The sequence below is a fragment of the Paenibacillus sp. EB106-05-06-XG162 genome, from assembly GCF_058791655.1.
Window position 1 is genome coordinate 66,551 of sequence record NZ_JBYTDT010000006.1, and the last position, 13,458, is coordinate 80,008.

General features: G+C 46.2%; 12 protein-coding genes. 11 read left to right on the forward strand and 1 reads right to left on the reverse strand.

Going from position 1 to position 13,458, the window contains the following annotated elements; genetic code table 11:
* Positions 1 to 294 precede the first annotated feature (294 nt).
* From thrS to AC3WU2_RS15085, 11 genes are all read left to right on the forward strand, one after another.
* Positions 295 to 2,208: a threonine--tRNA ligase gene (gene thrS, locus AC3WU2_RS15035; protein ID WP_492455447.1), complete on the forward strand. Its 1,914-nt coding sequence runs from the start codon at positions 295 to 297 to the stop codon at positions 2,206 to 2,208.
* A gap of 145 nt (positions 2,209 to 2,353) precedes the next feature.
* Positions 2,354 to 3,340 (forward strand): inorganic phosphate transporter, encoded by a 987-nt coding sequence (locus tag AC3WU2_RS15040; protein WP_018758182.1) that lies wholly within the window; start codon positions 2,354 to 2,356, stop codon positions 3,338 to 3,340.
* Between the two features lie 177 nt (positions 3,341 to 3,517).
* The gene (locus AC3WU2_RS15045; protein ID WP_492455450.1) at positions 3,518 to 5,011 is read left to right on the forward strand and encodes an amidase family protein; all 1,494 of its coding nucleotides are present in this window, start codon (positions 3,518 to 3,520) and stop codon (positions 5,009 to 5,011) included.
* A 54-nt stretch (positions 5,012 to 5,065) separates the two neighbouring features.
* Complete coding sequence (gene map / locus AC3WU2_RS15050) at positions 5,066 to 5,809, forward strand: type I methionyl aminopeptidase (protein WP_492455451.1); 744 nt, start codon at positions 5,066 to 5,068, stop codon at positions 5,807 to 5,809.
* Positions 5,810 to 6,207: 398 nt separating this feature from the next.
* Positions 6,208 to 8,220, forward strand: a complete 2,013-nt coding sequence (locus tag AC3WU2_RS15055; RefSeq protein WP_492455453.1) for an endonuclease MutS2 — start codon at positions 6,208 to 6,210, stop codon at positions 8,218 to 8,220.
* A gap of 81 nt (positions 8,221 to 8,301) precedes the next feature.
* Complete coding sequence (locus AC3WU2_RS15060; protein WP_492455455.1) at positions 8,302 to 8,889, forward strand: HD domain-containing protein; 588 nt, start codon at positions 8,302 to 8,304, stop codon at positions 8,887 to 8,889.
* A gap of 99 nt (positions 8,890 to 8,988) precedes the next feature.
* Positions 8,989 to 9,537 carry an NUDIX hydrolase gene (locus AC3WU2_RS15065; RefSeq protein WP_492455457.1) on the forward strand — a complete coding sequence of 183 codons (549 nt, stop codon included), beginning with the start codon at positions 8,989 to 8,991 and terminating at the stop codon, positions 9,535 to 9,537.
* Positions 9,538 to 9,661: 124 nt separating this feature from the next.
* Positions 9,662 to 10,480 (forward strand): hypothetical protein, encoded by an 819-nt coding sequence (locus AC3WU2_RS15070; RefSeq protein WP_492455460.1) that lies wholly within the window; start codon positions 9,662 to 9,664, stop codon positions 10,478 to 10,480.
* The gene (locus AC3WU2_RS15075; RefSeq protein WP_492455462.1) at positions 10,477 to 11,058 is read left to right on the forward strand and encodes a hypothetical protein; all 582 of its coding nucleotides are present in this window, start codon (positions 10,477 to 10,479) and stop codon (positions 11,056 to 11,058) included. The genes AC3WU2_RS15070 and AC3WU2_RS15075 overlap by 4 nt, the downstream gene beginning before the upstream one ends.
* A gap of 39 nt (positions 11,059 to 11,097) precedes the next feature.
* Entirely contained in the window at positions 11,098 to 11,979 is an 882-nt protein-coding gene (locus AC3WU2_RS15080) for an aminoglycoside 6-adenylyltransferase (RefSeq protein WP_492455850.1), read from the forward strand.
* Between the two features lie 40 nt (positions 11,980 to 12,019).
* Entirely contained in the window at positions 12,020 to 12,673 is a 654-nt protein-coding gene (locus AC3WU2_RS15085; protein ID WP_492455464.1) for an HAD family hydrolase, read from the forward strand.
* A gap of 39 nt (positions 12,674 to 12,712) precedes the next feature.
* Here the strand turns inward: AC3WU2_RS15085 and clpP are convergent, their stop codons facing one another.
* Positions 12,713 to 13,297 (reverse strand): ATP-dependent Clp endopeptidase proteolytic subunit ClpP, encoded by a 585-nt coding sequence (gene clpP / locus AC3WU2_RS15090; protein ID WP_492455466.1) that lies wholly within the window; start codon positions 13,295 to 13,297, stop codon positions 12,713 to 12,715.
* Between the last annotated feature and the right edge of the window lie 161 nt (positions 13,298 to 13,458).

Sequence of the window (13,458 nt, forward strand, 5' to 3'; positions counted from 1 at the left end):
GGGAAGTGTGTGGTGTGAGCTTCCTCAGCTAACGATTGTAGATTACCCCTTTGTAGCTGTGACGTTGAACCTGCATGATGTCGATTGCGGCGGTAAGCGTCACCGGCTTATCCACGATAATGGATACCAATAAGGATTTTCCTTCTGCCACCAGGGACCAAGAGTCTAGCATGGCTGGAAGGGGATTGAATTAGGGTGGAACCACGAGCTGAACGCACTCGTCCCTTGCCGGGAGAGATGCGTTTTTTTGCGTTCAATGATAGATTGCGATAACGAAGAAATGGAGGAATTCACATGGAAATTCAAGTAACTTTGCCAGATGAAACAGTAAGGAGGTATGCACAAGGCACGACCATTGCGCAAGTGGCGGAATCCATAAGCCAAGGCCTTAAGAAGCAGGCGATTGCTGGGTTAATCCATGGGAATCCCTATGATCTGAGTCATTCGCTAGTGGAAGATTGTCGTCTTGAAATTGTTACACTAGATAGTAAGGCAGGGCTTGACATTTATCGGCATAGTACAGCTCATTTGATGGCTCAGGCGATCAAACGGATATTCGGCCAAGATGCCGTTCAACTCGGAATTGGACCTGTCGTCGAAGATGGATTCTATTATGACATTGATATCGAACACCCACTGTCAACGCGTGATCTAGAAGCCATTGAGAAGGAAATGGGTAAAATCGTGCAAGAGAATCTTCCGATTGTCAGACGCGAGGTGCAGCGTGAAGAGGCCGTTCGAATGTACGAAGCGAAGCATGAGCCACTGAAGCTAGAACTCATTGCAGGACTACCAGCGGATGCTGTCATATCCATCTATGACCAAGGGGAGTTCTCAGATCTCTGCCGGGGACCGCACTTGCCATCGACTGGGCGAATTAAGGCATTTAAGCTGATGCACGTCGCGGGTGCGTACTGGCGTGGTGATTCGAACAATAAAATGCTGCAGCGGATCTATGGAACGGCATTTCCAAAGAAAGCGGATCTTGATGAGCATTTGCATATGCTGGAGGAAGCGAAGAAGCGGGATCATCGCAAATTAGGAAAAGAACTTGAATTATTCATGTTCTCCGAAGAGGCACCCGGCATGCCGTTCTATCTACCGAAGGGAATGACAATCCGCAACGAACTGGAACACTTTGCTCGCGAGCTTCAGGTACCGCGTGGATATCAAGAGGTGCGCACCCCGCTTATGATGAATCAGCGTCTATGGGAGCAGTCTGGGCACTGGGATCATTATCAAGAGAACATGTATTTTACAGAGGTCGATGCGACGAAATATGCGCTTAAGCCGATGAATTGTCCAGGGCATATGCTCGTGTTCAAGAACAAGTTGCGTTCTTATCGTGATCTACCGCTTCGGATTTCAGAATTTGGTCAAGTGCATCGGCACGAGTTCTCTGGTGCATTAAATGGGATGATGCGGGTACGCTCTTTCTGTCAAGATGATGCGCATATGTTCGTACGACCTGATCAGATTGAGGAAGAAATCGGTCGGATCATCTCGTTGATCGATCTCATCTATGAAGTATTCGGGTTCTCTTATAAGATCGAGTTATCTACTCGACCAGAGGATTCGATGGGTTCGGAAGAACTATGGGACATGGCGGAGAAGTCGCTCCAACGTGTGTTAGATGAGCGAGGCATCGAATATCGGATCAACGAGGGGGATGGTGCGTTCTATGGTCCGAAGATTGACTTCCATATTCTTGATGCGCTGAAGCGTAGCTGGCAATGCGGAACGATCCAACTGGACTTCCAGATGCCTGATAAATTCGACCTTTCGTACATTGGTGAAGATAATCAGAAACATCGTCCGGTTGTCATTCATCGGGCAGCATATGGCTCGATTGATCGATTTATCGGCATTATTACGGAACATTTCGCCGGAGCCTTTCCGTTATGGTTGGCACCCGTGCAGGTGAAGCTGCTGCCTGTCTCAGCGAATGAGATGGATTACGCCATGCAGGTGAAGGAAGCGCTGGAAGCCGCACAGATTCGCGTTGAAGTTGATAGTCGGGAAGAGAAGCTCGGGTATAAGATTCGTGAGGCCCAGCTGGAGAAAACGCCGTATATGTTCATCCTTGGCGCCCAAGAAAGGCTTGCGAATTCCTTATCTGTTCGGAAAAGAGATGAAGGAGATTTAGGTGTTAAGCAAATCGATGAGATGATTATCAAGCTGCAGGAAGAGATTCGAGCACGGCGTTAGGTCATAGGATCGCTTTATCACAAACCTTAAATTTATTGGTTTGCGGTGAGGCGATCTTTTTGGCGTGTATATTCAAGTCCGATTCGAGCAAAATTAACACAAACTGGGATTCATTGGATCGGTTTCATCATTGGAGGGGAACAACATGGATAGTTTATGGATATTAGGTATTGTTATCATTCTTGCCGTTGCTTTTGATTTTATTAATGGGTTCCATGATACGGCGAATGCAATTGCTACATCGATCTCGACAAGAGCATTAACACCCAGAGCTGCCATTCTGCTCGCTGCTGTCATGAACTTCATCGGGGCACTCATGTTCTCGGGTGTCGCGAAGACGATTGGCGGCAGTGTGGCGGACCCTGCAACGCTAGATAACGGCGTTCAGATTGTGATAGCGACGTTAATCGCGGCGATCACCTGGAATTTAGTAACTTGGTGGTTCGGCATTCCATCATCCTCATCGCATGCGCTCATTGGTTCCTTGGCTGGTGCTGTGTTCATGGGAGCAGGTTCCGATCACGTGAATTGGAGCGGATTTATTGGCATTGTTAAAGGGCTTATCTTGTCACCGATTATCGGTTTTGCCATTGGTTATGTCGTCATGACGTTGTTAAAATGGATTTTCGCGAGCCGAAGCCCGCATGCCGTGAATCGCGGATTCCGGATTACGCAGATTTTCACGGCAGCGATGCAATCCTTCGCGCATGGAACCAATGATGCACAGAAGGCCATGGGGATTATCACCTTTGCGCTTGTAGCCGGAGGGGTTCAAGATACGTTAGATGTTCCGCTCTGGGTTAAGATTACAGCAGCAACTTCTATGGCACTGGGTTCATCCGTTGGCGGATGGAAGATCATTAAGACGATGGGGACGAAAATCTTCCGAATTGAACCAATCAATGGGTTCGCAGCAGATATTTCGGCAGCAAGCGTGATTCTAACCAGTACGTTACTGCACTTGCCCGTGAGTACTACCCATGTCATTACTTCATCCATTCTGGGGGTGGGGTCCGCCAAGCGATTCTCATCGGTGAAATGGTCACTCGCGGGACGAATTGCCATGACTTGGATTATAACGATCCCGATAACGGCAGTTCTAGCGGGTATTATTGTGAAGGTGTTATTCTAAGGCTCGTTCAGATGCGGATAAACCCATTTTAGATATCTATGGTTAATGGATAGATGGATGGGTTTTATTTGTGCTTCATTCAAGTTTGAGCATCGTCTATACATATAAATCCACATAATGGTAATATAGGGGTGTTCTATGAAAAAGTAGCGAGGAATAGATAAGGGGGGTCATCGTATGACCACAAATTTGGATTGGTTAATCGAAGCAGATATTGAACGAATGCAGGCGGCAATGGAATCAGGGAAACTCCGTGCTGTGGAGCTTGTAAAGTTCTATCTGGATCGAATCGATAGGTATGACGAGAAGTTGAATTCCATTCTGGAAGTAAATCCAGATGCACTGGCCATTGCAGAGGCATTGGATGAAGAACGGCAGCTTCATGGCAGCAGGGGCCCCTTACACGGGATTCCCATTCTGTTAAAAGATAATATTGACACCCATGATAATATGCATACGAGTGCTGGTTCGATCGCACTTGCAAATTCGTATGCTGCAGAGGATTCATTTGTAGCAGCTAAGCTCAGAGCAGCAGGGGCGATTCTGCTCGGGAAAGCCAATATGACCGAGTGGGCGAATTTCATGTCAAGCACAATGTGGTCAGGATATAGCTCCAGAGGCGGTCTCATATTGAATCCTTATGGACCCGGTGAAGTCTTCGTGGGCGGATCTAGCGCCGGATCGGGTGCATCGATCGCGGCCAATCTGGCCGCAGCGGCGATTGGTACGGAGACGTCGGGTTCGATCATCTGTCCTGCGAGCCAGAATAGCATCGTTGGCATCAAACCGACGATTGGACTCGTGAGCAGAACAGGGATTATCCCGATTGCGCATTCTCAGGATTCAGCGGGTCCTATGACAAGAACCGTTCGGGATACAGCGATTTTATTGAGTGCGATGACTGGGGTAGATTTGAGAGATCCTGCAACGGCTTCGAGTGAAGAACATGCACATTCCGATTATACGCAATTCCTAGATGCAGATTACCTTCAGCATGCACGAATAGGTGTGCCAAGATGTTATATTCGGGCTCTAGATCCTGATCGGCTAGAGATCTTCGAAGCGGCGATCGAAGTCCTTAAGCGTAAGGGTGCTACGATAATTGATCCCGTCGATATCCCGTGTGAACATACGGCATGGGGTCCTAATATTATGAGATATGAGTTCAAGAAAGGCCTAAATGATTATTTGGCGCGATTAGATGATTCCGTACCCGTCCGTTCCTTGCAAGATGTGATTCATTACAATGATGCCCATGCAGATATTGCATTAAAGTATGGTCAGGATGTGCTGATATGGGCTGAGGAGACGGTTGGGGATTTGTCTGAGCCTGAATATTGGGAGAGTCTTGCACTCAACAAGGAGATGGCAGCTGACCAAGGGATCGATCGCGTACTGAAGGAACATCAACTGGATGCCCTAATTCTGCTAGCCTTTGAGGATGGAGTCGATCTTGCGGCAAAGGTAGGATATCCTGTTATCACCGTACCTGGCGGCTATGCGATTGATGGAATAACGGCGGAGGGTGGTTATAATACGAAAGGACCGCAAGGAATTACATTTATCGGAACGGCATACAGTGAGCCGACGCTGCTCAAGATTGCTTATGGTTACGAGCAAGCAACGCTGCATCGTGTTCCACCTCAGTTAGATGCTCTCATTCATGGTTAACTGGCATCAAGGCATCATTTTCATCTCAATATTCCCTCTGAAAGGTGTTGAACAATGATCACGAAGTCGGAGCAAGAATTAGAGATTATGCGTGAAGCGGGACGAATTGTTGCCGAATGTCATGCATTTCTCGCGGAGAAGATTAAACCAGGCGTTACAACACAAGAGTTGGATCAGATGGTGGAGAATCATATTCGTAAAAGAGGCGCACTGCCAAGTTTTAAGGGACATCACGGTTTTACAGCCTCCATATGCGCAGCAAGAAATGATGTCATCTGTCATGGGTTTCCGGATGATGAGCCCTTGCAAGATGGAGATGTTATTACGATCGACCTCGGCGCATTCTACAAAGGGTTTCATGGGGATTCGGGTTGGACGTATGCCGTAGGGCAAGTATCCGATAAAATTACGAAGCTGATGAAGGATTGTCATACTGGCTTGATGCTCGGCATCGAGCAGGCGGTGATTGGGAAGCGAGTTGGTGATATTGGGCATGCGATCCAGTCCTTTGCCGATCAGTACAAGTACGGGAATGTTAGAGAATTTACGGGTCATGCCATTGGTCAAGATCTCTGGGAAGAGCCGGCTGTACCGCACCATGGTCGTCGAGGCACTGGGGCACTCTTGAAAAAGGGGCTAGTTCTTGCCATTGAACCGATGTTCACACTTGGAGATTGGCGCGCTTTTATCGATGCGGATGGTTGGACCGCTCGAACAATGGATGGCTCGATCTGTGTACAATATGAACATACCGTTGCGATTACGGAACACGGTCCTGAAATCTTAACGAAATTATAGATTTGCCAGCATTTGCTTGATATTCACCTTGAACTTCGCTATAATGACACTATTCTGCACTTAAGGGAGAGACTTTGATGTTGGTGGTCGTTCTTAACTAATCAAATTCCATAGAGAGGATTCGTACGCGCGAGTGAACGTTGTCGAAATTTTGATATAGACAATGTTTATTTTGTGATGCAGAGCGAAGGACCTCGGAATTAGTTAAGAACAGCGGATATCATACAATGCCCTAGGTGTATACCTATCATTCATGAAGCCTAAATCCGTGCTGTTTTCAGCGCGGATTTTTTTGTGGTTTTTTTACGGCGGATATGTAGATAGGATATCAAATTTCAAGGCAGAGAATGACGACGGTCATTCTCTGCCTTTTTTTATTCTAAGGAGGAAATTAGAAGATGGATCAAGCAAATCTGCAACGACTGGAATACGGGAAAGTGAAAGAATTATTAGCACACCATGCCGCTTCTTATCTAGGAAGACGTCATATTGAGGCGATGGAGCCGATGACGCAGTTCAAGATGATTCGCCAGAAGCTGGATGAGACAGCTGAGGCCAAGGTGATACTTCAGAACGGTGGGAGCGTACCGATCCCTTCGCTCGAGGGTTTCGAGCATATCCTGGATATGATGGATACGGGCTACGTCTTCACAGAGCAAGACTTCTCGCACATCCATACCTTTCTGCACAGCTGCGCACAGCTCATTAAGTATATGGGAACGAAGGCCATGATCGCACCGCATATTAGCGCCTATGGCACATCGATGTATGAACTCTCGACGCTCAAAACTGAAATTGAACGCTGCATTCGGAATGGTCGAGTCACGGATTTCGCGAGTAAGGATCTTACGAAAGTACGCAAGCGGATCGCGGTGATTGAAGAGCGATTGAAGAGTCGGCTTGACGCACTAATGAACAAGCACAGTTCGATTTTGCAAGAGAGAATAATAAGCATGCGTAATGATCGTTATGTGCTTCCCATCCGAAGAGAACATCGTAAACTAATCAAGGGAACCGTCTTGGATGAATCAGCTAGCGGTCAGACAGTCTTCATTGAGCCTGCGGATATTGCACATATCCAGCATGAGCTTGCGAGCTACAGAGCGGAGGAAGCGCGGATCGAAGCCAAAGTATTAAGCGACTTGACGGCATTCGTCGAGCAATACACTTATGAGATTCAATTGAATGTCGATACGGTAGGGATCTATGATTTCGTGTTCGCGAAAGCGAAATATGCCATGACCATGAACGGCAAAAATGTACGATTGAATGATGAAGGTATGATGGATGTGATTGAAGCTAGACATCCCCTGCTTCGGAATATGGTGCCGCTTCATTTCGCGATAGGACGTTATTACAAATCCCTTATCATAACGGGCCCGAACACGGGCGGGAAGACGCTTGCACTGAAGACCGTTGGACTTCTTACCTTGATGGTTCAATCAGGCTTATTAGTTCCCGCAGCGGAAGAGAGCATGTTCTCGGTCTTCGATCAAGTGATGGTCGACATTGGTGATGGACAGAGTATTGAGCATGCCCTCAGCACATTTTCAGCACATATTCGTCATGTCATTGATATTCTTCAAGTAGCAAGCCGTGGAACGCTGATTCTCATCGATGAGATGGCATCAGGAACAGATCCGGGCGAAGGGGTTGGATTATCGATCGCGATTCTTGAAGAGCTTCACCGCCGAGGATCGACGGTCGTTGCGACGACACATTTTACCGAGATTAAAAATTTCGCTTCGTTTACTCCCGGGTTTGAGAATGCAAGAATGGCGTTTGATCCAGAGACGTTGCAACCAGCATATCGGCTGATTATTGGGGAGGCAGGACAGAGCTATGCGTTCCTGATCGCGAAGAAGCTAGGACTCCCTGAGCAGATTATCACACGCTCACAGGAAATCACCTCGCAAGGTGTGAAGGCGGAATTGCCGCGCGATCAGACATTCGAAGCGTTCAAGTCCGTTGATGATCGTGTGATCCCGAATATGCCGAGTCAGCAGCAGAAACAGCTGGAGAAAGCTCCTGTAAATCGAGGGGAAGAACGTGCGCTTGTTCGAAAACCTCAATTGAACGAAGTTAATACCCTGCCTGCGGGAACGGAAGAGCATCCAAGCAAGCCAAGGCCGTTGCAGCTGGGGGACCGCGTTCGGATACCCTACCTCGACCGAACCGGCGTGATCTATGAGACCGAGGACGCGAGAGGGGTCATCGGTGTTATGATTCAGAAGCAGAAACTGAAGATCAACAAGAAACGGGTAGAGCTCTTTATTGAAGCCAAAGATCTCTATGGCGAAGACTACGACCTGAGCATCGTGCTCGATTCGAAATCCAATCGTAAGAAGCGTAAGCTCATGAATCGCAAGCATGTGGAAGGATTAACGATTGAGATGTCCTCTGAAGAGTAAGTGCGGTAGAACAGGTTTCCAATCCATCGTTTTGCCGATATAATTGGGATATTGAGCAGCGGAAGGAGTCGGCTGGAGATAATGGAACGATTATATCAACAGATGGAATACATCATTGAACTGGATAAGTTGAAAAATATTATTCGAAGAACCAAATTGATCTACACGAATCGGAATGAAAACGACGCGGAGCATTCTTGGCATCTGGCGATGATGGCGATGAATCTCTGTGAGCATGCGAATGAGCCGAACTTAGATGTCAGTAAGGTCATACGAATGGTCTTGATTCATGATATTGTCGAGATTGACGCGGGAGATACGTATGCTTATGATGTATCCGGTCATGCGGACAAATATGAGCGTGAATATCAAGCGGCTGAGCGAATATTTGGACTACTGCCTGCAGATCAGAAGCAAGAGTATATGGCATTATGGCAGGAATTCGAAGACGGGAAGAGCGCTGAGGCGAAGTTCGCCATGGCGCTCGATCGCTTGCAGCCGCTCATTCACAACTATAAGAATCAAGGGAGTATATGGGCAGCGAACGGAATTAAGATTACACAGGTCCGGGAACGCAGCCACAAAATCAGAGAAGGCTCGGAGTCGCTATGGAAGTATGCGCAAGAAATTATCGATAAGAGTATCGCGCAAGGGTTTCTATCGGAATAAATGATTGATATAGAGTACGTCATTACGTCATGGGGCAGAGAGCGAATATTACATCGCCTGTCCGGCGCCTTAGATCGTGTAGTGTAGGAGCGAATGAAAATGTTAAAGTATAATATTTGTTTTATTAAGCGAGGGGAAGAGATTCTCTTATTAAATCGCGAGAAATCCAGCTGGATGGGATGCTGGAATGGGATCGGCGGCAAACTTGAAGCCCATGAGACCATCCGAGAATCGATGATTCGTGAGATTCAGGAAGAAACCCGAATGGATATCGAAGATCTTCAGTTTAAAGGCATGATTACATGGACCGTCGACGAGGTGAATTATGGCGGGATGTATATCTATTTGGCTGAAGTACCGGTAGATTTCGAGTATCCTACGCCGATTCGAACCGATGAAGGCATACTGGATTGGAAGACCGTTCCTTGGATCGTTCATCCGGAGAATCATGGGATTGCGACGAACATTCCACATACTCTGCCTATGATATTAGAGGACCCGAAATGCTATGATCATCATTGCATTTATGAAGGGTCGCAGTTCAAACAGATGACGTCCCACGTCATAGACGCACGAGTGGAGCATGATGGTGCACTGTTGCAGGCGTATTTTAAGCAGCATGCGCATAAGCAATTGTCCATGGCATAATCAGATCGTCGGCATAAACAACAGCCCTTCACATCGTGAAGGGCTAATTTTGATGCATGCGTAAATACCTCGCTGACCAATTCCCTAAAAAATGGTAGAATATCATAATGAGAGGGGGAGGCGGTTGAAGGTAAAGTGGAAGGCACTCGGTGGATTGACCATTGTTCTTATTTTGGGGAGCTGGATATTCAATATTCTTTATTTTCAACAGTTGCATTTGAAGGAGCCGCTATTTTTCAAATATCATATGATCGTGAATATGAATCATGGTAAAACAATCTATATTAACTTTCTCGAAAATAAGAATGAAGGCAAGAAAGTTACAGGTATACAATTCGTAGATTTCCCGCAGATCCGTTTTCAAATCTACCCAGATCAAACATATAGGCACCACATGATGATGAAGGCAGCTGCTGATTTGCAATGGAATGATGATGAGCTGCGTGGGAAATTGCCGGTGACGATCAATGAACTGTTCGTGTACTACAATGAGGGCCCGCCTGCCATGGTACCGATTGGCGAGATTCGGATTGTGGAGGATAAAGAGTCAGATGTTGTTGATTTTATAGCTTCAAGTGGATCTTCAGATGGGTCAGGTAGTTACACGGTGCGTGCGACGCAGAAGGTAAAGCTAGAAAAAGTCGACTTTGGTATTAAGGATCAATCGAAGTCTTGGTTGAATCTGCAACTTGCCAATATACCGGTCAATGAATTGAAATTGCCGATGAACATTGAAAAAGGCGAAGCAATAACATTGCAATACCATTGGTCCAATCAGGATGCTGAGCATGCTGCCGATGAAATATTCCAATCCAAGATTCAACTTCATTTCCGAACGCTAGACGGTCGTACGGTTGTAGAAAGTGTGCCCATAAGCCAATACTTACGTCTAACGAATGCCCAGGTACATCATTTGGTTCGAACCGGGGGTGAGCTCGAATGAAACCAGAAGTACATCGTGCGTATAGACGGTTAGGCTGGGGTTTGGTCTTTGAAGTGATTGATTTTCGAGTATTTTATTTTGATGTATTGCCGGATTTCGTAGGGTATATCATGATCGCAACCGCCCTTTCTCAACTAAGTTCATTGCATACCGTATTTATTAAGGCGAAATGGGTCGCGATTGGAATGATCTTCGTAACGCTTCCGCATGTTCTCATGGCATCTAGCGTTACTTTCTCGAATTTCGGTTCCCTACCGCTCTATCTGCACATCTACTCAGAAGCTTTATTAGGATATCATGTTCTAATTGTCTTCTGGATCTGTCAGGGGTTCGCAGCAATAGCGAGAGCCGAAAGGCAAACAGATTTACATATGACAGTTATAACTCGAAGGAATCTTTATATGGTCTTGGCCATCGCACAGCTTATCTTCTATCCGTTCTTATTGAATGTCGAAGAGAGCTGGATCAACTTGCTGCTTATCTTCGGTGTATTGCAAATGATCATGGAAGTGCTGTTTATTCGGCTACCGTTTCGGTTCTCAATGATTAAAATTAAAAAAATAGACTTGCGTGTGTAGGAGGGATAGATTGAGATGGAGATGAAGGAACAAGTAACGATGCGAACCGAACAAGAAATGTTCGAACTGATTCTCGGCGTCGCGAAGCGCGATGACCGTATACGTGCGGTATATATGAACGGTTCGAGGACGAACCCGAATGCTCCGAGAGATATTTTTCAAGATTACGATATTGTGTTTGTCGTGACAGTGACCTCTTCATTTATTCAAGATGAATCGTGGATTCAAGTGTTCGGAGATCTGCTGATGATTCAGGAGCCAGATAAGATGGACCAGGCTTCAGGAATTCCTATGAATTTCGATCGATCCTATACGTACCTCATGCTCTTCACCGATGGGAATCGGATTGACCTACATATCGAGACACATGAATCGATGTTGGAAGGTTATGTAAGTGATAAGTTGACAGTACCGTTGTTAGACAAGGATAGCTGCCTACCATCGATTCCAGCGCCAACAGATGAAGATTATCACGTACATAATCCGACAGAAGTTCAATTTCTCCATTGCTGCAATGAATTTTGGTGGTGTCTACAGAACGTAGTCAAAGGGATTTGGCGGGACGAAATGCCCTATGCAAGATCTATGTATGAACTCACGTCAAAGGCCATGTTGGATCGCATGGTAACTTGGTGGGTCAGTTCACAACATGAATTCGGCGTTTCAACGGGGAAAATGGGAAAATACTTCAAAACCTATCTACCATCACCGTATTGGGAGAAATACGAATCGACCTATGCGGATCGCGAACCTGAGAAGTTCTGGGTTGCGGTCTTTGCGGCCTGTGAGTTGTTCCGGATACTCGCAGTTGAAGTCGCTGAGGACGGCGGATTTACCTATAATATGAGAGACGATGAGAACATGCTGAGTTATCTGCGACAAGTAAGAGATTTACCGCATGATGCAATAGGAATCTATTAATGCTGATGTAGGCTGTGGGAAGAATGGGAGGAGACAGCATATGTTGAACTATCAAACGATACTATTTGACCTAGACGGTACATTGACGGACCCGAAGCTAGGCATTACAAAATCTGTACAATATGCCCTTCGCAATTTCGATATTCACGTCGAGAATTTAGATGAATTAGTGCCGTTTATCGGTCCACCACTTGTGAATTCATTTCAGGAAGTCTATCATTTCGATGCGGAACAAGCGAAGCAAGCGGTAGAGTATTACCGGGAATATTTCAAGGATACGGGAATCTATGAGAATGATGTCTATCCGGGGATCCGAGATTTACTTACAATGCTGCAAGAGCAGGGGCGAAGGCTGATTGTAGCCACTTCCAAGCCAACGGTGTTCGCGAAACGGGTCGTAGCTCATTTTGAACTCGATATGTATTTTGATGACGTCTGTGGAAGCAACTTGGATGGTACCATGTCCGACAAAGCAGAGATCATCCAATCGATTCTTGACCGATATCAAGTAGAGAAAGACCGTGTGATTATGATTGGTGATCGTAAACATGACATCATTGGTGCACACAAAAATGATATTGCATCCGTTGGGATTGAATATGGGTATGGTAGCAGTGAAGAAGTAGCACAAATCAAGCCAACTTTTATCACGAAGACGGTTCATGACCTGATTCAATTATTTTCACATGAATAGAAAAAAAAGAGGAGCACTTAACACTCCTCTTCTCACGAATTACATGTGGGTAATCACCTTGTCGATGATGCCGTATTCCAATGCTTCCTCGGCTGACATGAAATGATCACGGTCCATGTCTTTCTCAATTCGCTCCAAAGATTGGCCTGTATGCTTCTGCGTAATCTCGTTCAGTTGTTGACGCGTCTTCAGTATCCGTTTGGCGGTAATTTCAATATCTGACGCTTGGCCCTGTGCCCCGCCACTAGGCTGATGAATCATGATCTCGCTATTCGGGAGAGCGAAGCGTTTGCCAGCGGTTCCAGCCAGCAGCAGAATGGCGCCGAAGGAAGCGGCGAATCCTGTACAAATGGTGTGAACAGGTGCCTTGATATACTGCATCGTATCGTAGATTGCAAATCCTGCTGTTGTGGAACCGCCAGGACTGTTAATATACAGGGAGATGTCTTTATCGGGATCTTCTGCGGCGAGGAAGAGCATCTGGGCGACAATGCTGTTCGCGACTTGATCATCAATGGCGGAACCTAGGAAAATGATTCGATCCTTCAATAATCGGGAATAAATATCGTAGGATCTCTCGCCCAAGCGAGTCTGTTCCACGACATAAGGGATATAGTTACTCATCTTCATACCTCCAAGGGATTCGTTATGGTCATTCTTCTGGTAAACGAATCAGTGAAGGCATAGGATACGGAAGTTATTCCATTTGGGGTAAATACAACTTTATTTTTGAGCCGCGTATCTTATGAAGAGAACCATTCGTTTGCTTCATAAGGGGAATGTTG